The organism is Kluyvera sp. 142486 (assembly GCF_046569695.1).
Classification (GTDB): Bacteria; Pseudomonadota; Gammaproteobacteria; order Enterobacterales; family Enterobacteriaceae; genus Kluyvera.
Genome location: NZ_JBKHUI010000006.1, coordinates 177,374 through 200,396, shown reverse-complemented (window position 1 = coordinate 200,396; position 23,023 = coordinate 177,374). Strand labels below are relative to the sequence as shown.

At 55.9% G+C, this 23,023-nt stretch carries 19 protein-coding genes; 13 read left to right on the top strand and 6 right to left on the bottom strand.

Annotated features, from left to right (window positions below):
- Positions 1-12: 12 nt before the first annotated feature.
- Complete coding sequence (locus tag ACLGE8_RS09335; protein ID WP_410998088.1) at positions 13-987, bottom strand: MDR family oxidoreductase; 975 nt, start codon at positions 985-987, stop codon at positions 13-15.
- A 219-nt stretch (positions 988-1,206) separates the two neighbouring features.
- Here ACLGE8_RS09335 and csrD point away from each other — a divergent pair, with 219 nt between their 5' ends.
- The 8 genes from csrD (at position 1,207) to tldD (ending at position 13,507) form a co-directional block, all read left to right on the top strand.
- Complete coding sequence (gene csrD, locus ACLGE8_RS09330; RefSeq protein ID WP_410998086.1) at positions 1,207-3,147, top strand: RNase E specificity factor CsrD; 1,941 nt, start codon at positions 1,207-1,209, stop codon at positions 3,145-3,147.
- 305 nt (positions 3,148-3,452) lie between these two features.
- Positions 3,453-4,496 carry a rod shape-determining protein MreB gene (gene mreB / locus ACLGE8_RS09325; RefSeq protein WP_000913396.1) on the top strand — a complete coding sequence of 348 codons (1,044 nt, stop codon included), beginning with the start codon at positions 3,453-3,455 and terminating at the stop codon, positions 4,494-4,496.
- A gap of 68 nt (positions 4,497-4,564) precedes the next feature.
- Positions 4,565-5,572, top strand: coding sequence for a rod shape-determining protein MreC (gene mreC / locus ACLGE8_RS09320; RefSeq protein ID WP_410998084.1), 1,008 nt, complete (start codon positions 4,565-4,567; stop codon positions 5,570-5,572).
- Entirely contained in the window at positions 5,572-6,060 is a 489-nt protein-coding gene (gene mreD / locus ACLGE8_RS09315) for a rod shape-determining protein MreD (RefSeq protein WP_185669794.1), read from the top strand. Before mreC ends, mreD begins: the two co-directional genes overlap by 1 nt.
- Before the next feature lie 7 nt (positions 6,061-6,067).
- Entirely contained in the window at positions 6,068-6,661 is a 594-nt protein-coding gene (locus ACLGE8_RS09310) for a Maf family protein (RefSeq protein WP_185669795.1), read from the top strand.
- Complete coding sequence (gene rng / locus ACLGE8_RS09305; RefSeq protein ID WP_185669796.1) at positions 6,651-8,120, top strand: ribonuclease G; 1,470 nt, start codon at positions 6,651-6,653, stop codon at positions 8,118-8,120. Before ACLGE8_RS09310 ends, rng begins: the two co-directional genes overlap by 11 nt.
- Positions 8,121-8,153: 33 nt before the next feature.
- A complete protein-coding gene (gene yhdP, locus ACLGE8_RS09300) occupies positions 8,154-11,960 on the top strand; it encodes an AsmA2 domain-containing protein YhdP (protein WP_410998082.1) in 3,807 nt (1,268 codons plus the stop codon).
- A gap of 101 nt (positions 11,961-12,061) precedes the next feature.
- Positions 12,062-13,507, top strand: coding sequence for a metalloprotease TldD (gene tldD, locus ACLGE8_RS09295; RefSeq protein WP_410998080.1), 1,446 nt, complete (start codon positions 12,062-12,064; stop codon positions 13,505-13,507).
- Positions 13,508-13,630: 123 nt separating this feature from the next.
- Here the strand turns inward: tldD and aaeR are convergent, their stop codons facing one another.
- Positions 13,631-14,557, bottom strand: coding sequence for an HTH-type transcriptional activator AaeR (gene aaeR, locus ACLGE8_RS09290; protein WP_220440870.1), 927 nt, complete (start codon positions 14,555-14,557; stop codon positions 13,631-13,633).
- Between the two features lie 129 nt (positions 14,558-14,686).
- On the opposite strand from aaeR, the gene aaeX reads away from it, so the two are divergent.
- From aaeX to aaeB, 3 genes are read left to right on the top strand one after another with little or no spacing between them, the layout of a single operon-like run.
- Positions 14,687-14,890, top strand: a complete 204-nt coding sequence (gene aaeX / locus ACLGE8_RS09285; protein WP_035891204.1) for a p-hydroxybenzoic acid efflux pump operon protein AaeX — start codon at positions 14,687-14,689, stop codon at positions 14,888-14,890.
- Between the two features lie 7 nt (positions 14,891-14,897).
- A complete protein-coding gene (gene aaeA, locus ACLGE8_RS09280) occupies positions 14,898-15,830 on the top strand; it encodes a p-hydroxybenzoic acid efflux pump subunit AaeA (protein WP_410998078.1) in 933 nt (310 codons plus the stop codon).
- A gap of 5 nt (positions 15,831-15,835) precedes the next feature.
- Complete coding sequence (gene aaeB, locus ACLGE8_RS09275) at positions 15,836-17,803, top strand: p-hydroxybenzoic acid efflux pump subunit AaeB (RefSeq protein WP_410998076.1); 1,968 nt, start codon at positions 15,836-15,838, stop codon at positions 17,801-17,803.
- 78 nt (positions 17,804-17,881) lie between these two features.
- Here the strand turns inward: aaeB and ACLGE8_RS09270 are convergent, their stop codons facing one another.
- On the bottom strand, positions 17,882-19,258 hold the full coding sequence (locus tag ACLGE8_RS09270; RefSeq protein ID WP_410998074.1) for a CoA transferase: 1,377 nt from the start codon (positions 19,256-19,258) through the stop codon (positions 17,882-17,884).
- A gap of 225 nt (positions 19,259-19,483) precedes the next feature.
- Here ACLGE8_RS09270 and ACLGE8_RS09265 point away from each other — a divergent pair, with 225 nt between their 5' ends.
- Both ACLGE8_RS09265 and ACLGE8_RS09260 read left to right on the top strand, forming a co-directional pair.
- Entirely contained in the window at positions 19,484-20,938 is a 1,455-nt protein-coding gene (locus ACLGE8_RS09265; RefSeq protein ID WP_410998072.1) for an NAD-dependent succinate-semialdehyde dehydrogenase, read from the top strand.
- A gap of 27 nt (positions 20,939-20,965) precedes the next feature.
- Entirely contained in the window at positions 20,966-21,241 is a 276-nt protein-coding gene (locus ACLGE8_RS09260) for a barstar family protein (RefSeq protein WP_410998070.1), read from the top strand.
- Between the two features lie 53 nt (positions 21,242-21,294).
- Here the strand turns inward: ACLGE8_RS09260 and yhcN-B are convergent, their stop codons facing one another.
- From yhcN-B to argR, 3 genes are all read right to left on the bottom strand, one after another.
- On the bottom strand, positions 21,295-21,561 hold the full coding sequence (gene yhcN-B / locus ACLGE8_RS09255; RefSeq protein WP_123651675.1) for a DUF1471 family stress response protein YhcN-B: 267 nt from the start codon (positions 21,559-21,561) through the stop codon (positions 21,295-21,297).
- A gap of 101 nt (positions 21,562-21,662) precedes the next feature.
- Complete coding sequence (yhcN, locus tag ACLGE8_RS09250; RefSeq protein ID WP_185669806.1) at positions 21,663-21,926, bottom strand: peroxide/acid stress response protein YhcN; 264 nt, start codon at positions 21,924-21,926, stop codon at positions 21,663-21,665.
- Between the two features lie 376 nt (positions 21,927-22,302).
- Positions 22,303-22,773, bottom strand: a complete 471-nt coding sequence (gene argR / locus ACLGE8_RS09245) for a transcriptional regulator ArgR (protein ID WP_035891195.1) — start codon at positions 22,771-22,773, stop codon at positions 22,303-22,305.
- Positions 22,774-23,023 lie beyond the last annotated feature (250 nt).

The window sequence follows — 23,023 nt, the reverse complement described above, 5'->3', positions numbered from 1 at the left end:
AAAAATAAGTGCTTAGTCAATTTTGACCAGGGTGCGGCCCTGGATCTGATTGCTGATGATTTTATCCGCAAATTCAGGTGCTTGAGAAAGGCTGATCTCAGTTGCACTCTGCGCGAAGAAGGACTCAGGCAAATCGGTAACCAGACGTTTCCAGGCCTCAGTGCGACGTGCTGCCGGGGTCATCACCGAATCCACGCCCTGCAGGCGTACATTACGCAGAATAAATGGCATCACGGTAGTCGGCAGCGCAAAGCCGCCGGCCAGGCCGCAGGCCGCCACGCAGCCGCCGTAGTTCATCTGCGCCAGTACTTTGGCCAGCACTTTATCGCCAACGGTATCGACCGCACCTGCCCAAATCTGTTTTTCCAGCGGGCGGGTTTCCGCGAACTCATCACGGCCCAGAATACGGCTCGCGCCCAGCGCGCGCAGATAGCTATGGGTGCTTTCACGGCCTGACACCGCTGCCACCTGGTAACCGAGCTTGTGCAGCAGGGCGATAGCGGTACTGCCCACGCCGCCGCTGGCGCCGGTCACCACGATTTCACCATCTTCAGGACGTACGCCTGCATCTTCCAGCGCCATCACGCACAGCATAGCGGTGAAGCCTGCGGTGCCGATGATCATGGCTTTACGACCATCGAGGCCTGCCGGCAGCGGCACCAGCCAGTCGCCGTTCACGCGTGCGCGCTCGGACAGACCGCCCCAATGGTTTTCGCCCACGCCCCAGCCGGTCAGCAGCACCTGCTGGCCTGGGGTAAAGCGCGCGTCATCGCTGGTATGAACCGTACCGGCGAAGTCGATGCCTGGCACCATTGGGAAGTTACGGATGATTTTCCCTTTCCCGGTGATGGCGAGCGCGTCTTTATAGTTCAGGCTGGACCACTGGATATCGACGGTGACGTTACCCTGCGGCAGCAGGCTGTCGTCGACGGCCTTCACTGCGGCGATAGTTTTGCCATCCTGCTGTTCTAAGATGAGTGCCTGCATAACCCTTCCTTACATGGACTGATAGTGAAAAAAGTTACCGGGGACTATACTCGTTTATCATTATTTGTTGGCGATTTGGCGCAATAAATTGCCAGATCCTCCAGGTTTGGTAGTATGCCGCCCTGGTTTGATATGTTAGTGCTTACTTCTAATAGTAATGTACGGACGCAGGCGCCCGACACTCATCGGGGACGATTAACCTACGGAGTTAACACAGGGATGCGATTAACGACGAAGTTCTCAGCCTTTTTTACGCTCTTAACCGGGCTTACCATCTTTGTGACGTTAATCGGCTCCTCGCTGAGTTTTTATAACGGCATACAGTACAAGATAGCCAATCGCGTGCAGGCCGTCGCGACCGTGCTGGATAACCGCATGGTTAATACGCCGTTCGACAAGCTCGACCATCAGCTTGATGAGATCATGGTGCCGCTCGATATTGTCCGCGTCGATTTCACGCTCAACGGAAAAGCGCTATTCCACCATAGCCGCGGCAGCAGCTATCAGCCGGCTGGCAGCCACTATCAATTCCGCGAAATGGAAGTCCCGTCGCTCAAACACCCAGGCATGATGATTCATCTGGTCTATCAGGACCCGATGGCCAACTACTTTCGCTCGCTCATGACCACCGCGCCGCTGACTATCACCATTGCCTTTATGGTGCTGGTGGTATTTGTCGCCGTACGCTGGCTACGGCGACAGCTGGCCGGGGAGGAACTGCTGGAGCTGCGCTCTATTCGCATTCTTAACGGTGAGCGCGGATCGAAAGCCAAAGGCAATATTCATGAATGGCCCGCTCGTACCAGTTCGGCGTTGGATATGCTGCTTTCGGAAATTCAGTTTGCCGGTGAGCAGCGCAGCCGCCTGGATACGCTGATCCGCTCCTATGCGGCTCAGGATTCGAAAACCGGCCTCAGCAACCGTCTGTTCTTTGATAACCAACTGGCGACGCTGCTCGACGATCAGGAAAACGTTGGCTCCCACGGTATCGTGATGATGATCCGTCTGCCTGACTTCGACTTCCTGCGCGACAACTGGGGTCGCGCCGCAGCGGAAGAGCATGTCTTTACCCTTATCAATCTGCTCTCTACCTTTATTATGCGCTACCCCGGTGCGCTGCTGGCCCGCTATCGTCGCAGCGACTTTACCGTTCTGCTGCCGCACCGCACGTTAAAAGAAGCCGACAGCATCGCCGGGCAGTTGCTCAAAGCCATTGATGGCCTGCCGCTGGCGAAGATCCTCGATCGTGATGACATGATGCACATCGGCATTTGCGCCTGGCGCAGCGGGCAGACTACCGAGCAGGTGATGGAACACGCGGAAGCCGCCGTGCGCAATGCCGTGCTGCAGGGCAGCAACAGTTGGGCGATTTACGATGATTCATTGCCGGAGAAAGGGCGCGGCAACGTCCGCTGGCGCACCTTGATTGAGCAGATGCTCAGCCGCGGCGGCCCGCGCCTGTACCAAAAACCGGCGGTTAACCTCGACGGCAGCGTTCACCACCGCGAACTGATGTGCCGTATCTTTGACGGTAAAGAAGAGGTGATTGCCGCAGAATACCTGCCGATGGTGCTGGAGTTTGGCCTCGGCGAAGAGTACGACCGCCAGCAGGTCACTCGCCTGATCCCATTCCTCGGCTTCTGGCCGGAGGAAAACCTGGCCATTCAGGTCACGGTCGAGTCGCTGATTCGCCCGCGTTTCCAGCGCTGGCTGCGCGATACTTTGATGCAGTGTGAAAAATCGCAGCGCCGACGGATTATTTTTGAACTTGCAGAGGTAGATGTCTGTCAACATATGACGCGTTTACAGCCAGTCGTACGTTTAATCCATGCATTAGGCGTTCGGGTCGCGGTGACGCAGGCAGGTTTAGCCTTAGTCAGCACCACCTGGATTAAGCAGCTCGAGGTTGAGTTAATTAAGATAGATCCGGTGCTGGTGCGAAATATTGAAAAGCGCAGTCAAAACCAGCTGTTAGTACAAAGTCTGGTGGAGGCCTGTAAAGGAACATCGATACAGGTTTTCGCGGCGGGCGTGCGCAGTCGGGGCGAATGGCAGGAGCTGACCAAATGCGGAGTTTTCGGCGGTCAGGGCGATTTTTTTGCTGCTTCCCAGCCACTTGACTCAAATGTGAAAAAATATTCGCAAAGATATTCGGTTTGACCTGCTGTTTAACGTGTTTATCACGTAGAATAACGCGCGCGGTTTTTTCCGGGAGTGTGCATGTCTGCTCGCCGGGAAAAAAGACGCACCATGCATGTAGCGACCTTTGACAGGTACAAATCCAGGATGGAGCGGCAGTGAGTCTTCCTGCACTGAAGGACTCAGGTTGGATTTGTAACAAAGGTAACGAACTGCACTAATTTTCACCGTTGCAGATGATTTTTGCGCCTTGTCGCTGCTGCGTGTGGTTGGTAAAGTAAGCGGATTTTATTTTTCCGCCCCAGCTTTCAGGATTATCCCTTAGTATGTTGAAAAAATTTCGTGGCATGTTTTCCAATGACCTGTCCATTGACCTGGGTACCGCGAATACCCTGATTTATGTAAAAGGACAAGGCATCGTATTGAATGAGCCTTCCGTGGTCGCCATTCGTCAGGATCGTGCCGGTTCGCCGAAAAGCGTGGCCGCCGTAGGACATGACGCAAAACAGATGCTGGGCCGTACGCCAGGTAACATCGCAGCCATTCGTCCGATGAAAGACGGCGTTATCGCTGACTTCTTCGTGACCGAAAAAATGCTCCAGCACTTCATCAAACAGGTTCACAGCAACAGCTTTATGCGCCCAAGCCCGCGCGTACTGGTCTGTGTACCGGTTGGCGCAACTCAGGTTGAACGCCGTGCGATCCGTGAATCTGCTCAGGGCGCTGGCGCTCGTGAAGTATTCCTGATTGAAGAACCGATGGCTGCAGCAATTGGTGCAGGTCTGCCGGTTTCTGAAGCAACCGGCTCCATGGTTGTGGATATCGGTGGTGGTACCACTGAAGTGGCCGTTATCTCCCTGAACGGCGTGGTTTACTCCTCCTCTGTACGTATCGGTGGCGACCGCTTCGACGAAGCGATCATCAACTACGTTCGTCGTAACTACGGCTCTCTGATCGGTGAAGCAACCGCAGAACGTATCAAGCACGAAATCGGTTCCGCTTATCCGGGCGACGAAGTGCGTGAAATCGAAGTTCGTGGCCGTAACCTGGCAGAAGGTGTTCCGCGTGGCTTCACGCTGAACTCCAACGAAATTCTTGAGGCGCTGCAGGAGCCGCTGACCGGCATCGTGAGCGCGGTGATGGTTGCACTGGAACAGTGTCCGCCAGAGCTGGCTTCCGATATCTCCGAGCGCGGTATGGTTCTGACCGGTGGTGGCGCGCTGCTGCGCAACCTTGACCGCCTGTTAATGGAAGAAACCGGTATTCCAGTTGTCGTTGCTGAAGATCCGCTGACCTGCGTAGCGCGTGGCGGCGGCAAGGCGCTGGAAATGATCGACATGCACGGCGGCGACTTGTTTAGCGAAGAGTAGTCAGCATGAGGTTCAGGGTAGCCAGAAGGCTACCCTCAATTTCACTGACACGAGAATACGCATAGCCTATGAAGCCCATTTTTAGCCGTGGCCCGTCGCTGCAGATTCGCCTTATTCTGGCGGTGCTGGTGGCGCTGGGTGTCATTATCGCCGATAGCCGTCTCGGTATGTTCAGTCAAATCCGAACGTACATGGATACAGCCGTCAGTCCTTTCTACTTTATTTCCAATGGTCCTCGTGAACTGCTCGATAGCGTCTCGCAAACGCTGGCTTCACGCGATCAGCTTGAACTCGAAAACCGTGCGCTGCGTCAGGAACTGCTGCTGAAAAACAGCGACCTGCTGATGCTCGGTCAGTACAAACAAGAAAATGCCCGTTTACGTGAACTGTTAGGTTCACCGCTGCGCCAGGACGAACAGAAAATGGTGACGCAGGTGATCTCAACGGTTAACGATCCCTACAGCGACCAGGTGGTTATCGACAAAGGCAGCGTGAACGGTGTTTACGAAGGCCAGCCGGTGATCAGCGATAAAGGCGTTGTGGGTCAGGTTGTGGCCGTCGCCAAGCTCACCAGCCGCGTGCTGCTGATTTGCGATGCCACCCACGCGCTGCCGATTCAGGTTCTGCGTAACGATATTCGCGTGATTGCTGCCGGTAACGGCTGCACGGACGATCTACAGCTGGAGCATCTGCCAGCCAATACCGACATTCGTGTGGGTGATGTGCTGGTGACATCCGGCCTGGGCGGGCGATTCCCGGAAGGCTATCCGGTTGGCGTCGTTTCGTCTGTTAAGCTGGATACGCAGCGCGCGTACACCGTGATTCAGGCTCGTCCAACCGCTGGTCTGCAGCGTTTACGCTATCTGCTGCTGCTGTGGGGCGCGGATCGTAACGGGACCAACCCGATGACGCCGGAAGAGGTGCATCGCGTCGCCAACGAACGTCTGATGCAGATGATGCCTCAGGTGCTGCCGTCTCCTGAAACCATGGGGCCGCAGCTTCCCGCTCCGGCAACCGGGTTAACCACGCCGCCTGCGGGTACGCCGCCACCGCAACCCTCCGCAGGGGGGCAATAGTGGCAAGTTACCGTAGCCAGGGACGCTGGGTAATCTGGCTCTCGTTTCTTATCGCATTGCTGCTACAGGTTATGCCCTGGCCGGACGACCTTATCGTTTTCCGGCCAAACTGGGTGCTACTTATCCTGCTTTACTGGTCACTGGCGCTGCCCCACCGCGTGAATGTTGGCACGGGCCTCGTGATGGGTGCCATACTGGATCTCATCAGTGGTTCAACGCTTGGCGTGCGCGCGCTGTCGTTGAGCATTGTGGCGTATCTGGTGGCGCTGAAGTATCAGCTGTTCCGCAATCTGGCGCTCTGGCAACAGGCGCTGGTGGTGATGCTGCTCTCGCTCGCGACGGATATTATTGTTTTCTGGGCAGAGTTTTTAGTGATCAACGTCTCTTTCCGACCTGAAGTGTTCTGGAGTAGTGTAGTAAACGGCGTGCTCTGGCCGTGGATATTTCTTCTGATGCGTAAAGTTCGCCAGCAATTTGCCGTTCAATAAGGTCGTTATGGTATCTCTCTATCTTGCTTCAGGTTCCCCGCGTCGCCAGGAACTTCTCACTCAGCTAGGCATGACGTTTGAGAAAGTCGTTCCCGGCATTGAAGAGCAGCGTCGCCCACAAGAGCCGGCGCAGCAGTACGTGGCGCGTCTGGCGCGCGAGAAAGCGCAGGCAGGCGTTGCGTTAACCCGCCACGACCTTCCTGTTCTCGGGGCTGATACGATTGTTGTCCTCAACGGTGAAGTGCTGGAAAAACCGCGCGATACGGCTCATGCGGCAGCGATGCTGCGTAAGCTGTCAGGGAAAACCCATCAGGTGATGACCGCCGTTGCGCTGGCTGATAGCCAGCACACGCTCGACTGTTTAGTGATGACTGAAGTGACCTTCCGGACACTTTCCGAGGAGGACATTGCAGACTATGTTGCGAGCGGCGAACCTTTAGATAAAGCAGGTGCATACGGTATTCAAGGGCTGGGTGGCTGTTTCGTCAGGAAGATAAATGGCAGCTATCACGCCGTAGTCGGCTTACCGCTGGTGGAAACGTATGAGTTGCTGAGTAACTTTAACTCGCTACGTGAAAAAAGGGATACACATGACGGCTGAACTATTAGTGAACGTGACGCCATCGGAGACGCGAGTGGCGTATATCGATGGCGGCATTTTGCAGGAAATTCATATTGAGCGTGAAGCGCGACGCGGAATAGTAGGCAATATCTACAAAGGTCGTGTTAGTCGTGTCTTACCGGGTATGCAGGCGGCTTTTGTAGATATTGGTCTCGATAAGGCGGCGTTCCTTCACGCCTCCGATATTATGCCGCATACCGAATGCGTGGCGGGTGAAGAGCAAAAGCAGTTCACCGTCCGCGATATTTCTGAACTGGTGCGTCAGGGCCAGGACCTGATGGTTCAGGTGGTGAAAGACCCGCTGGGAACCAAAGGCGCGCGTCTGACCACCGACATCACCTTACCTTCCCGCTATCTGGTCTTTATGCCCGGCGCTTCGCACGTCGGCGTGTCGCAGCGTATTGAAAGTGAAGCCGAGCGTGAACGCTTAAAGAAAGTGGTCGCGGATTATTGCGATGAGCAGGGCGGCTTTATCATTCGTACCGCAGCAGAAGGGGTATGTGAAGAGGATTTAGCTTCTGATGCCGCTTACCTTAAACGCGTCTGGACCAAGGTCATGGAGCGTAAGAAGCGCCCGCAGACTCGCTACCAGATGTACGGTGAACTGGCGTTGGCACAGCGTGTGCTCCGCGACTTTGCTGACGCCCAGTTGGATAAAATTCGCGTTGACTCCCGTTTGACCTACGAAGCGTTAATGGAATTCACGGCTGAATATATGCCGGAAATGACCAGTAAGCTTGAGCACTACAGCGGTCGTCAGCCTATCTTTGATCTCTTCGACGTTGAGAATGAAATCCAGCGTGCGCTGGAGCGTAAGGTTGAGCTCAAGTCAGGTGGTTATCTGGTTATTGACCAGACCGAAGCAATGACCACCGTTGACATCAATACCGGGGCCTTTGTCGGCCACCGCAATCTTGATGACACCATTTTCAACACCAATATCGAAGCTACTCAGGCGATTGCGCGTCAACTGCGCCTGCGTAACCTTGGCGGCATTATCATCATCGACTTTATCGATATGAATAATGAAGACCATCGCCGCCGTGTGCTGCACTCGCTGGAACAGGCGCTAAGCAAAGACCGCGTCAAAACCAGCGTTAACGGCTTCTCGCCGCTGGGGTTGGTTGAGATGACCCGTAAGCGTACGCGTGAAAGCGTCGAGCACGTGCTGTGCACCGAATGTCCGACCTGTAGCGGTCGCGGTACGGTGAAAACCGTTGAGACGGTGTGCTATGAAATTATGCGCGAAATCGTCCGCGTGCATCACGCTTATGATTCCGATCGCTTCCTGGTGTACGCTTCTCCATCCGTGGCCGAAACGCTGAAAGGCGAAGAGTCCCACGCGCTGGCGGAAGTGGAAATTTTTGTCGGTAAGCAGGTTAAAGTTCAGATTGAACCGCTCTATAACCCGGAGCAGTTTGATGTGGTTATGATGTAATTTCGCAGCCTGCTGCGACCCAAGGAGAGATGCGTGAGGCGATTGCCGGGGATTTTACTGCTCACCGTAGCCACACTGATTGTCGTTGTCGCGCTGCTGGTGAGCGGCCTGCGTCTCGCCTTGCCGCATCTGGATAAATGGCGCCCTGAACTGCTGACCAAAATTGAAGCGGTGACCGGGCTGCCGGTGTCCGCTTCTCAGTTACATGCCAGTTGGCAAAACTTTGGCCCGACGCTGGACGTGCGCGATATTCATGTCGCCATGCACGACGGCGGCACACTGGATATCAAACGCGCTTCCATGGCGCTGGATGTCTGGCAAAGCCTGTTGCACATGCGCTGGCAGTTTCGCGAGCTGACCTTCTGGCAGCTGCAAATTCATACCAATACTCCGCTGCAAAATAACGACGGTGGCGATAGCCTTAAGAGCGATCGCCTCGGCGATCTGTTCCTGCGCCAGTTTGACCACTTCACCCTTCGCGACAGCCACTTAAGCTTCCTGACCCTCTCCGGGCAGCGCGCCGAGTTGGCTATTCCCCAACTGACCTGGGTGAACGATGACAACCGCCACCGTGCCGAAGGGGAACTTAGCCTCTCCAGCCTTACCGGGCAGCACGGGGTGATGAAGGTTCGTATGGACCTGCGTGATGAAAACGGCCTGCTGAACAAAGGGCGCTTATGGCTTCAGGCCGACGATATCGACGTGAAGCCGTGGCTCGGTCAGTGGATGCAGGACAACATTGCGTTGACCAGCGCCCGCTTCAGCCTTGAAGGCTGGGCTTCGCTGGATAAAGGCGAAATCGCCAGCGGCGACGTTCTCCTTAAGCAGGGCGGTGCCAGCTGGCAGGGCGACCAGCAGGAACATCATCTGGCCGTGGATAACCTCACTGCGCACCTGTCGCGTGAAAAAGAGGGCTGGGAGTTTCGTATTCCTGATACCCGTATCACCATCGACGATACGCCATGGCCACGCGGCGCGCTGGCGCTGGCGTGGATCCCGGCGCAAGAGGTGGGTGGCCCGAATAATCAGCGCAGTGACGAATTGCGCATTCGCGCCAGCCATCTTTCACCCGCAGGGCTGAACGGCCTGCTGCCGATTGCTGAAAAACTCTCTCCTGAAGTTGCCGATATCTGGCGCACCGCCCAGCCTGCTGGCATGGTCGATACGCTGGCAATTGATATCCCGCTGCAGGACACCGGCAAAACGCGCTTTAACGCGAGCTGGAATAACCTCGGCTGGAAGCAGTGGAGGCTGCTGCCCGGCGCTGAGAACGTCTCCGGGTACATTACCGGCGGCGTAGAGAATGGTTCGCTGCATGTGGCGATGAAAGACGCGAAGATGCCGTACGAACACGTCTTCCGCGCGCCGCTGGAGATTGCCAAAGGCGCTGCGACCCTCAACTGGGTCAATGACGATAGAGGGTTCATGCTCGATGGGCGTGACATTGACGTGACGGCGACGGGCGTTCGCGCCGCCGGTGGTTTCCGCTATCTGCAGCCGAAGGACGATCAGCCCTGGCTGGGGATTCTGGCCGGTATCAGCACCGATGACGGCGGTCAGGCCTGGCGCTACTTCCCGGAAAACCTGATGGGGACGAAGCTGGTTGACTACCTGAGCGGCGCTATCAAAGCCGGTAAGGCGGAGAACGCCACGCTGGTCTACGGCGGCAACCCACATCTGTTCCCGTACGAGCATAACGAAGGCCAGTTCCAGGTCTATGTGCCGCTGCACGATGCGACCTTCGCCTTCCAGCCAGACTGGCCTGCGCTGACCAACCTGAATATCGAGCTTAACTTTATCAATGCCGGCCTGTGGATGAAGGCGGATAAAGCGGCGCTCGGTGGCGTAACCGCCAGCAATCTCGACGCGGCGATTCCGGACTACGCCAAAGAGAAATTGCTGATTGATGCTGATATCAATGGCCCAGGCAAAGCCGTCGGCCCGTATTTCCAGCAGACGCCGCTCGACAAATCTCTCGGCGCGACCCTTGAAGAACTCCAGCTTGATGGCGATGTGAGCGCCCGCTTACATCTAGATATTCCGCTGGACGGTGAGCTGGTAAAAGCGACCGGGAACGTTGCGCTGAACAACAACAGCCTGTTTATCAAACCGCTCGACAGCACGCTGCATAACCTCAAAGGTCGCTTTAGTTTCGATAACGGTAACCTGACGAGCGAGCCGCTGACCGCGACCTGGTTCAATCAGCCGCTTAACGTTGATTTCACCACCAAAGAGGGCGACAAATCCTATCAGGTGGGCGTCAACATGCAGGCGGACTGGCAGCCGGCGAAAACGGGTGTGCTGCCAAAACAGCTTAACGACGCGCTTAAAGGCAGCGTGCCGTGGAAAGGTAACGTCGCCATTGAACTGCCGTATCACGGCAGCGCAACCTACAAGGTCGGCATCACCAGCGATCTGCAAAATGTGAGCAGTAGCTTACCGCCTCCGGCAGATAAAGCGGCGGGTAAACCGCTGCCCGTGAAGCTCAACGTCGACGGGAACTTACATAGCTTTGACCTGACCGGTAACGTCGGGCCAGAAAACCATCTCAATAGCCGCTGGCTGCTGGGGAAAAAGCTGACGCTGGAGAGCGCTATCTGGGCTTCGGATAGCCGGACGATTCCGCCGCTGCCGCAAACGCCGGGCGTTGAATTGAATATGCCGCCAATGGACGGTGCGCAGTGGTTGGCGCTGTTCCAGCACGGCGCGGCCGATGGCGTAAGCTCTGCGGCTGCGTTCCCGCAGAACGTCACGCTGCGCACCCCGTCACTGACCTTTGCGGGCCAGCAGTGGAATAACCTGAGCGTGGTGTCTCAGCCGACGGTAGACGGCACCCGTGTGGAAGCTCAGGGGCGTGAAATTAACGCCAGCCTGACGATGAAAAACCACGCGCCTTGGCAGGCCGCCGTGCGCTATCTCTACTACAACCCATCAGCGAACCCGCTGGCGCAGGCCGCCTCAAGCGAGATGACCAGCATCACCGCTGCCAGCAGCGCCATCGATTTCCGCGGCTGGCCTGATCTGCAGTTGCGCTGCGCCGAATGTTGGCTGTGGGGGCAGAAGTATGGCCGTATCGACGGTGATTTCAACGTCAAGGGCGACACCTTAACCCTCGCTAATGGATTGGTAGATACCGGCTTTGGTCGCTTAACTGCCGATGGCGTGTGGGTGAACTCGCCTTCCGGGCAGCGCACCTCGCTGAAAGGCAAAATTCATGGCAACAAGATTGATGATGCCACGGCTTTCTTCGGGGTTTCGACGCCGATTCGCGATTCTTCCGTTGATGTAGACTACGATTTACATTGGCGCGATAAACCGTGGCAGCCGGACGTCGCTTCGCTTAACGGCATTCTGAAATCGCACGTTGGCAAAGGGCAGTTCACCGATCTTTCGACCGGACATGCCGGGCAACTGCTGCGTCTGTTGAGCGTTGATGCGCTGCTGCGTAAGCTGCGCTTTGACTTTAGCGACACCTTTAGTGAAGGCTTCTACTTTGACTCCATCCGCAGCACCGCGTGGATCAAAGACGGCGTACTGAACACGGATGATACGCTGGTGGACGGCCTGGAGGCGGATATCGCCATGAAAGGGTCGGTCAACCTGGTGCGCCGCGAGCTGGATATGGAAGCTATCGTTGCGCCGGAAATTTCGGCGACGGTCAGCGTAGCGACGGCGTTCGCAGTGAACCCGATTATTGGTGCCGCGGTATTTGCCGCGACCAAAGTGCTGGGGCCGCTGTGGAACAAAGTGTCGATACTACGCTATCGCATCACCGGCCCGATTGATAAGCCACAAATTAACGAAGTGCTGCGCCAGGCGCGCAGCGACAAAAAGCCATGATTTGACGCAAGCCTTGAATTGCCTCAATGTCATAAGACAAACACCCGGAATACCGGCCCGAAATGCGTGTGGCGCGCGGGCCATTAACGAGTAGCGAAATAATGAGTCTAAACCTGGTAAGTGAACAATTGCTGGCAGCGAACGGCCTGAACCATCAGGATCTGTTCGCCATTCTTGGTCAACTCACGGAGCGTCGTCTGGACTATGGCGATCTCTATTTTCAGTCCAGCTACCACGAATCCTGGGTTTTAGAAGATCGCATCATTAAAGATGGTTCTTACAATATCGACCAGGGCGTTGGGGTGCGTGCGGTGAGCGGTGAGAAAACCGGCTTCGCCTATGCCGACCAGATTAGCCTGCTGGCGCTGGAACAGAGCGCGCAGGCAGCGCGTACCATCGTGCGCGATGCCGGTAACGGTAAAGTGCAGACGCTGGGGGCGGTAGAACATCCTGCGCTCTATACCTCGCTGGACCCGCTGCAAAGCATGACCCGCGAAGAGAAGCTGGATATTCTGCGCCGCGTTGACAGCGTCGCGCGTGCGGCGGACAGCCGCGTGCAGGAAGTGACGGCGAGCCTGACCGGTGTCTATGAACTGATTCTGGTTGCCGCGACCGACGGTACACTGGCCGCCGACGTGCGTCCGCTGGTACGCCTGTCGGTTAGCGTGCAGGTGGAAGAGGACGGTAAACGCGAGCGCGGCGCCAGCGGCGGCGGCGGTCGTTTTGGCTATGACTATTTCCTTGCCGACCTCGACGGTGAAGTGCGCGCTGATGCCTGGGCGAAAGAAGCGGTGCGCATGGCGCTGGTAAACCTCTCTGCGGTTGCTGCGCCTGCGGGTACGCTGCCGGTCGTGCTGGGCGCAGGCTGGCCGGGCGTACTGCTGCACGAAGCGGTCGGCCACGGTCTGGAAGGCGACTTCAACCGTCGCGGTACTTCGGTCTTCAGCGGCCAGATGGGCCAGCTGGTGGCCTCTGAACTCTGTACTATCGTTGATGATGGCACGATGTCTGACCGTCGCGGCTCCGTAGCGATCGACGATGAGGGGACGCCGGGTCAGTACAACGTGCTGATCGAAAACGGGATCCTCAAAGGCTATATGCAGGACAAACTTAACGCGCGTCTGATGGGCGTTGCGCCTACCGGTAACGGCCGTCGCGAATCCTACGCGCACCTGCCGATGCCGCGTATGACCAACACCTACATGCTGGCCGGGAAATCCACGCCGCAGGAGATCATTGAATCCGTCGAGTACGGCCTCTACGCGCCAAACTTTGGCGGCGGCCAGGTGGATATCACCTCCGGTAAGTTTGTCTTCTCCACCTCGGAAGCCTACCTGATTGAAAATGGTAAGGTGACCAAGCCGGTGAAAGGGGCGACGCTGATTGGCTCCGGCATCGAAACCATGCAGCAGGTTTCCATGGTGGGTAACGATCTTAAGCTGGATAACGGCGTGGGCGTCTGTGGCAAAGAAGGCCAGAGCCTGCCGGTTGGCGTCGGCCAGCCAACTCTGAAAGTGGACAATTTAACGGTGGGCGGCACCGCCTGATCTGAAAAAAATGCACCCCATTATGAGGTGCATTGATGTCTGTTTTGTAGGCCGGATAAGCAAAGCGCCATCCGGCAATGCGCTGCGTTCTGCCGGATGGCGCTTTGCTTATCCGGCCTACGACTATTCCTTCCTTCTTCCCCGCATTCCCTGAAACAGCCTCGCCACTTCCACAAAATAGTCGGTCAGATAGTTAATACAGACCTGCACCTTCAACGGCAGCTTGTCTTTTTCGGTATACAGCGCGTACACCGGGCGCGGATCGGACTGATAGCGCGGGAATAAGATCTCCAGTTCACCGCTGTTGATCTCATTGATCACCCACATCAGCGGCACGTAGGCAATGCCCGCACCAGCAACCAGCCAGCGGGAAATGGTCATAGGATCGTTAGTGACAAATCGCCCTTCTGGCAGCAGCTTGGTAGAAAGCCCTTCAGGAGCGATCAGCTCAAATTCGTTATCCGGACGCACGCTGTACTCCAGCCACGAATGGTTGCTGAGGTCCGCCGGCTTTTCGGGCACGCCATACTGCGCGAGGTATTTCTTCGACGCGCAGACGACCATCGGCATGCTGCCCAGGCGTCGGGAGAAGAGGCTGGAATCCTGCAGCGCGCCCACGCGGATCACCACGTCCAGGCCGTCGGCAATCAGGTCCGGTGCCGGAATACCCGTCACCAGATTCACGGTTAATCCTGGATACTCTTTCAGCATCTCCGCCGTCATGGCGGCGAGGACATTTTGTGCCATAGTTGAAGAACAACCAATGCGCAGCGTACCAATTGGCGTGTTGTTAAAGGCGTAAAGCTGCTCGTGAACATCCTGAACTTCGAACAGCATACGGCGGCAGCCCTGGTAGTAAATTTTACCGGCTTCGGTTAAGCCAATGCTGCGAGTACTCCGGTTAAGCAGTTTGACCTGCAGCTCATCTTCCAGTTTAGAGACAGTCTGGCTGATGGACGAAACGCTCATTTGTAGCTGGCGCGCCGCGGCGGTAAAGGAGCCTTGCTCGACCACTTTGGCAAACACCGACATCCGTTTTAGTCGTTCCATTGTTCACTCTGGCTTAAAAGTGATTTGCATCACACTATGTAGATAAGGCGATAACAGTTACGTTAAAATACTGTTAGCTGAATAATTAAAGTTCCAATCTCACCTGCACGCTAGTCTAGTAAGGTCAACATGAGCCTGTTTCCTGTCATCGTGATTTTCGGTCTCTCATTCCCGCCGATTTTCTTTGAGCTGCTCTTATCGCTCGCCATTTTTTGGTTGGTGCGTCGCGTGCTGACGCCGACCGGGATCTACGACTTTGTCTGGCATCCTGCGTTGTTCAACACCGCACTGTACTGCTGCCTGTTTTATCTAATATCACGTTTGTTCGTCTGAGGTAGATGTGAAAACACTAACAAGAAAAATCTCCCGCACCGCTATTACGGTGATACTGGTCATCCTGGCGTTCATCGCAATTTTCCGCGCCTGGGTCTATTACACCGAATCTCCGTGGACGCGCGATGCGCGTTTTAGCGCGGACGTTGTCGCCATTGCCCCTGACGTTTCCGGCCTGATTACCGACGTACAGGTCAAGGATAACCAACTGGTTAGCAAAAATCAGGTGCTGTTTATCATTGACCAGCCACGCTACAAGAAGGCGCTGGAAGAGGCTGACGCTGACGTTGCCTATTACAAAGCGCTGGCCGATGAAAAAAGTCGTGAGGCCGGGCGTCGTAATAAGCTGGGCGTCATCGCGATGTCGCGCGAAGAGATTGACCAATCCAATAACGTTCTGCAAACCGTGCTGCACCAGCTTGCTAAAGCGCAGGCGACCCGCGATCTGGCGCGCCTTGATCTTGATCGTACGGTGATCCGTGCCCCGGCAGATGGCTGGGTGACTAACCTCAACGTCTATGCCGGTGAGTTTATCACCCGCGGCTCGACGGCGGTGGCGCTGGTCAAACAGCACTCCTTCTACGTGATGGCTTACCTTGAAGAGACCAAGCTCTCAAGCGTACGTCCGGGCTACCGTGCCGAAATTACCCCGCTGGGCAGCAACCATGTGATTAAAGGTACCGTCGATAGCTTCGCGGCCGGCGTGACTAACGCCAGCAGCAGCGTCGACAGCAAAGGGATGGCGACCATCGACTCCAACCTTGAATGGGTTCGTCTGGCCCAGCGTGTGCCGGTGCGTATTCGTCTGGATGAAGAGACGGGCAACCTGTGGCCTGCAGGTACTACCGCCACGGTGGTCATTACCGGTGAGAAAGATCGCGATGCCAGCCGCATGAGCTTCTTCCAGAAGCTGGCGCTGCGCCTGCGTGAGTTCGGTTAATCGCCATGGGCATTTTTAGTATTGCCAACCAGCACATTCGCTTCGCCGTCAAACTGGCGTGCGCGGTGGTGCTGGCGCTGTTTGTCGGCTTTCACTTTCAGCTTGAAACGCCCCGCTGGGCGGTACTGACTGCCGCCATCGTGGCGGCTGGCCCGGCCTTTGCCGCCGGTGGGGAACCCTATGCAGGGGCGATCCGCTATCGCGGGATGCTGCGTATTGTCGGCACCTTTATCGGCTGTATTGCCGCGCTGGTGATTATCATCACCATGATTCGCGCACCGCTGCTGATGCTGCTGGTCTGCAGTATCTGGGCTGGTTTCTGTACCTGGATTTCGTCGCTGGTGCGCGTTGAAAACTCCTACGCCTGGGGGCTATCCGGCTACACGGCGCTGATTATCGTCATCACTATTCAGGCTGAACCGCTGCTGACGCCGCAGTTTGCCGTCGAGCGCTGCAGCGAGATTGTGCTGGGGATTATCTGTGCGATCGTCGCCGATCTCCTGTTTTCGCCGCGATCGATCAAAAAAGAGATCGATAACGAGCTCGACGGTATCCTTATCGATCAATATCGCCTGATGCAACTGTGTATTAAGCACGGCGACAGTGATGAAATGGACAAAGCCTGGCTGGCGCTGCTGCGTCGTACGGCGGCGCTGGAAGGGATGCGTGGCAACCTGAATATGGAGTCTTCGCGCTGGGCGTGGGCTAATCGCCGCCTGAAGGCGCTGAACACCGTTTCGCTGACCATGGTGACCCAGGCCTGTGAAACCTTCATCATGCAAAACTCGCGTCCTGAGTTGGTCACCGACGCCTATCGCGAACTGTTCGAAGAGCCAGTTGAAACGGTGCAGGATGTTCATCGTCAGCTTAAACGGATGCGCCGGGTGCTGGCGTGGACCGGCGAGCACGATACACCGGTAACGATTTACAGTTGGGTGGGGGCCGCGACGCGCTATCTGCTGCTTAAGCGCGGGGTGATTGGCAATGCCAAAATCAGCGCCCGTGAAGAAGAAATTCTGCAAAGTGAAGTGGTGGTGCGTCCGGAATCCGCCGAGCGTCACCACGCGATGATTAACTTCTGGCGTACCACGCTCTCCTGTGCGCTTGGCATTCTGTTCTGGCTGTGGACCGGCTGGACTTCCGGCAGTGGGGCGATGGTGATGATCGCCGTGGTCACTTCGCTGGCGATGCGCCTGCCGAATCCGCGCATGGTGGCGATAGACTTTATCTACGGCACCATCGCAGCGCTGCCGCTGGGGGCGCTCTATTTCCTGATTATCATTCCCGCGACCCAGCAAAGCATGCTGCTGCTGTGTATCAGCCTGGCGGTGATGTGCTTCTTTATCGGTATTGAAGTGCAAAAACGGCGGCTGGGCTCGATGGGGGCGCTGGCCAGTACCATCAACATTCTGGTGCTGGATAACCCGATGACCTTCCACTTCAGCCAGTTTCTCGATAGCGCGTTAGGGCAGATTGTCGGCTGCTTCATGGCGTTTATCGTCATTTTGCTGATCCGCGATAACTCCCGCCTGCGTACCGGGCGCGTGCTGCTGAACCAGTTTGTGTTTGCGGCGGTGTCAGCGATGACCACCAATATGGCGCGTCGGAAAGAGAACCACCTGCCGGGGCTCTATCAGCAGCTGTTCTTGCTGCTGAACAAGTTCCCCGGTGATATCGCCAAGTTCCGCCTGGCACTGACGCTGATTATTGCGCACCAGCGCCTGCGCGATGCACCTATTCCGGTGAATGACGATCTGTCGGCGTTTCACCGCCAGCTGCGCCGCACGGCTGACAAGGTGATCTCTGCCAGCAGCGATGACAAACGCCGATACTACTTCACGCGCTTGCTGGAAGAATTGGGAGTTTATCAGGAAAAACTGCGGGTCTGGGAAGCGCCTGAACAGGTAACCCAGCCGGTCGAACGGCTGGTGTCGATGCTGCATAAATATCAGGGTGCACTAACGAGCAGTTAAGCGTTTTCCCGGGGCCGCTGCGCTCGTCCTGGCTACAAATTGCAGGTAGCCCGGACGAGCGCAGCGGCCCCGGGAGCCTTACCACCACGCCGCGCGATGCGCTCCTAACGGCATGGCCGGCAGCGCAAACGCCATCGGCGTCTGTTCCAGTTCCAGCGCACTGTTAAAATAGCGCAGCTCGCCAAATGGCCCCTGCTCGGTCACCATACAACGGGTAATCGCCGCTTCGCTCGGTGGCGCAATAGTCTGATAATCCGCCATCCTTCCCAACTGCTGTAGCCACGTCGCCGTCCGGCACAATGACACATCTACACGCCATGCACCGCCTTCATTACGCTGACGCTCCAGCGCCATCAACACGCCAAGCGTGGCGAGATAGCCGCTGAGATAATCATTCGGATAGGTTGGCCCCAGCGCCGGCTGGCCCGCGCCGCCCTGTGCCACCGCCATACCGGTCACGGTCTGAGCAAGCTGCTCGAAGCCAGGCCGCGATTTCCACGGCCCACGGTGGCCGTAGCAGTTCAGGTTAACCGTAATGATTTGGGGATTGATCTGCGCCATCTCTTCATCGCTCAGACCATAGCGGGCGAGCGCACCGGGACGATAGCTTTGCACAAACACATCGCCCTCGCGGACAAGCTTCGCCGCCGTCTCGCGACCTTCGGTAGTGGAGAGTTCCAGATATGCGTTCCGTTTGCCGTGGTTGGTATCAACGTCGAACGGCAAAATACGCGGGCGATAGGGGGATGAGAGGTGCAGCACATCGGCGCCCATCTGCGCCAGTCCGCGGGTTGCCGTTGGCCCGGCGATCACATGAGTGGCGTCCAGCACGCGCAGCGACTTCAGCACCCGTGGTGTATCGTAACGGCGTGCTTTCGGTGCGCTATCGGTCAACCGCGTCAGGCGAATCAGCGGCTCCTGGCTCACCGCCAGCCCCTGCGGATGTGCCAGCCACTCTTCACGACTGCGGGCAATAGCGGCGCACAGCCCGGCGTCGGCAATGGTCTGCTCCAGCTTTTGCGCCTCCCATTTCGCCACGGTCTGCGCTACGCGGCTACGGTTATTGGGCACGTCGAGAATATCCAGAATGCCATCACGCAAACGCGGATAGCCGCCGTGCAGGAAAATCCAGCGGTTGTCGGCGGTGAGATAGAAATCGGTGGTAGGGTAGTCCGGGTCGTTGTACTGCCAGTTATAGCCGTACTGCTGCTGGAAGGTGACCGCGTGGGTTGAGGCCGCCGCGCTATGGCAATCGACGGTAATCTTCTGCTGTTTGCCCCGCAGTACGTCGAGCATCAGCCCCTGTAGCGCTAGCGCAGAGGCGGCCGCTTCTCCGATAGCAAACGGTGTTGGATAGACCGGTTCTGTGCCGGTGAACATCACCCGATCGCTTGCCAGATGTGCTAGCCCAAGCTCATGGCACAGTTTCTCAAAAACAGGATATTCACGTTTCACCGCAGGCTCCTTTCCGTTAATAAGACTATCGTTATTCTGACAACTATTAAGCCAAAAGCGATAGCTATACTTAGATATACACTTGATCCTTCAAGCCGCCTCGGCGTTGGCTGCGCTCGCTCACCCCAGTCACTTACTTTAGTAAGCTCCTGGGGATTCACTCGCTTGCCGCCTTGATGCAACTTGAATGATTTTGTGTATAGAAACACTTTTCAGGAGGGTGTAATGACCACGCAAGCATGGCAGGACAACGATCTCTTTCAAACGGGCTACCTGGTGAACGGCGAATGGCATCAGCTCAACACCACCTTTGATGTGCTCAACCCCGCGACAGGCGAGGTCGTCGCCAAAGTCGCGAAGGCCGGAAAACAGGAGACGGAACAGGCGATTGCCGCCGCCGCTCGTGCGTTCCCACTCTGGCGGGCGAAAACGGCGAAGGCACGCTCTGAGCTGCTGTATCGCTGGTACCAGCTCATCATCGAACATAAAAGCTGGCTGGCGAAGCTGATGACCATCGAACAGGGCAAACCGCTGAAAGAGGCTGAGGGCGAGGTGGACTACGCGGCGAGCTTTATTCAGTGGTTTGCCGAACAGGGGAAACGGGCCAACGGCGAGATAATTCCGCCAGCGAAACCGGGCTCACGCATTCTGGCGACCCGCGAGCCTATCGGCGTGGTAGCGGCGATTACGCCGTGGAACTTCCCGATGGCGATGCTCACCCGCAAGCTTGGTCCGGCGCTGGCGGCTGGCTGTACTGGGGTAATTAAACCCGCCAATAACACGCCACTGTGCGCCTTCGCACTGCTGGCGCTGGCGAAGAAAGCGGGGATCCCGGACGGGGTGTTGAACGCTGTGGCGGGGAATACGCAGGAGATTAGCGACGCGATTATGGCCAGCCATGAAGTGCGCAAAATTTCCTTTACCGGCTCAACCTCGGTGGGCAAAACGCTGGTGCGTAACGCTGCGGAAACCATGAAGAAAGTTTCCATGGAGCTCGGCGGCAACGCGCCATATATCGTCTTTGAAGACGCGGATATTGACGCCGCCGTTCAGGGGGCCATCGCCAATAAGTTCCGCAACGCTGGACAGGTGTGCGTGAGCGTGAACCGTTTTTATATTCACGATAGCGTGTATGAGCGCTTCGTCAGCCAGCTTGCTGCCGCCGTGAAGGCGCTGAAGGTGGGGAACGGACTGGATGACGGCGTGATCGTGGGGCCATTGATTGAGGCTGCAGCCGTTAAAAAAGTACGTGAACACGTTGAGGACGCCGTAGCGAAAGGAGCCAAAGTGCTGGCTGGTGGGCAGCCGCATGCGTTGGGCGGTAACTTCTGGCAGCCGACCGTGCTGGGCGACTGTCAGGAAAAAATGCTGCTGGCGCAGGAGGAGACGTTTGGCCCGCTGGCGGCCTGTTTCCGTTTTAGCGATGAAGATGAAGTTATTCAGCGCGCGAATAATACACCTTACGGCCTGGCGGCCTATTTCTACACCCAGAACCTGTCTCGCGTCTTCCGCGTCTCGCAGGCGCTGGAGAGCGGCATGATTGGCATTAACGAATGTGCCGTTTCAACTGAGTTAGGGCCGTTTGGCGGCGTGAAGGAGTCGGGGCTTGGGCGCGAAGGTTCAGTGCTGGGGCTGGAAGAGTACCTCGAGGTGAAAACGCTGCACATTGGGGGACTTTAGTCTGTTGAATAGGGGAGAGGGCGTAAGATGAAAATCTATACTTTTGATTTTGACGAGATAGAGGATCAGGGCGATTTTTATCGGGAGTTCGCCCGTCTTTTTGCCCTCGATCGTGAGTCGATTCGCGATCTGGACGCGCTCTGGAACGTGGTGACCGGCAATGTAATACCGCTGCCGCTGGAGATTGAATTCCTGCACATGGACGATAAGCAGCGCCGACGCTACGGCGCGCTGATTCTGCTATTTGATGAAGCGGAAGAAGAGCTGGAAGGGATGCTGCGCTTTAACGTTTCTCGCGGATAAAAAAAGCCCTCGCCGAAAAGCGAGGGCAAGTCGTCGGACAAGACGACGAGGGTTTATTTGTACAGCTCAGCCGTAGCGTGCGAGCTGTCGCCGGTACGGGCTTCGATAATGCGGTAGCTGCTAGCGCCTTCTTTCTCTGCTTTTGCGGCTAACTGGCTGCGCATATCCATTGGGTCGCTACCTATCTGTGAAACGGAAACGGTGCCGATGGACTGTAGGTTCTGTGCCTGGTCTGCGTTCACCTGATGTACTGCGGCGCTTGCGCCGAAAGAGAGTACGGATGCCAGACCAAGGGATGCGATGATAATTGCGCTTTTCATATTCTTTACTCCTCACCTTATTGTGCAGCGGTGAGAGGATGCTGATGCTTATTCCTGGGACCGCTGGGGATATTTTTTACTTAATACCGACGTACTGCGTCTTATTTATAAAGTTCAGCCGTTGCATGCCAGCGATCGCCAGTACGCGCTTCAATGATGCGGTAAGACGATGCACCTTGTTCTTCCGCTTTCTTGTTCAGCATCTCATGCATATCCATCGGGGTTGAACCGACGGAACCAATGGAAACGGTGCCGATTGACTGACGGGTTTGTGCCTGGTCGCTGTTGATAGAATCAGCGGCAAAAGCGCCAAACGAGATAACGGATAGGATGCTCAGAGCGGCAACGGTAGTTTTGATTTTCATGATACTCACCTCGTCGAATTTTTTTGGAAGGCCTTTGTTTTGTGACCCTCATCACGAAATCAAGTATACACTAATCACATGAAATATTAATACCCGGCTAATTGTTTCTCGTGTAATTACTTGTCAGGAATCGTCATTTTTAGAACATATACGTATAAAAAAACGCATATTTTGGCAAAGCTGTGGGCTAATAATGCGTAAAATCAAAAAGATAGGATAATTTGATGTTTTGTGCGCTTAAGTCGGGATATATTCACTGTATCTATGTAATGATGTGAAGAATCGCACTAAATGTTAACGAAACGGCAGTGAAAACGGCGGGGCGTTGGCGGGAAAACAGACTCCTCCGGAAGAACCAGAGGAGTATCACGAGGGATTACAGTTCCTGTTCGAACAGAACCTGAATGGCCTCGTAGAGATCTTTAACAGTGAAACCTCGAGCAGGCGTAGTGAAGATCGTGTCATCGCCGGCAATGCTGCCGAGAATACCTTCTGCTTTGCCCAGCGAGTCCAGCAGTCGCGCGATCAACTGCGCCGCACCAGGGCTGGTATGAATGACGACGACGGCATCGTTGTAGTCAATATCCAGAACCAGGTTTTTCAGCGGGCTGGTGGTGGTTGGCACGCCCAGCTCAGCCGGCAGGCAGTAAACCATCTCCATTTTGGCGTTGCGGGTACGCACTGCGCCAAACTTCGTCAGCATACGGGAGACTTTGGACTGGTTGATATTATCGAAGCCTTCTTCCTGTAAGGCCTGAACAATTTCGCCCTGAGAGCTAAATTTTTCTTCCTTCAGTAATGCTTTAAAGGCTTTAACTAATTCTTCTTGTTTAGTGGAACTTCGCATAAGTCACCTGACTATGGTGGTGAAATTAACATTATTATGCATATAGGTGAATTTTTATGCAAAACAATTTATCCCAAGAGGCTAGGCCAAATAGAGAAAGGCGGGATTTTAGCAAAAATTAGACCTAAGAAACATGCCTATATCACGGGATCCAAATAAGTTAAAAGTAAATGAATTGTTATTAAATTGCTGTTGTTTTACGCAACATGCTGAGTATATTGTAATCGATAGTTGATGAAAGTTTGGTTTC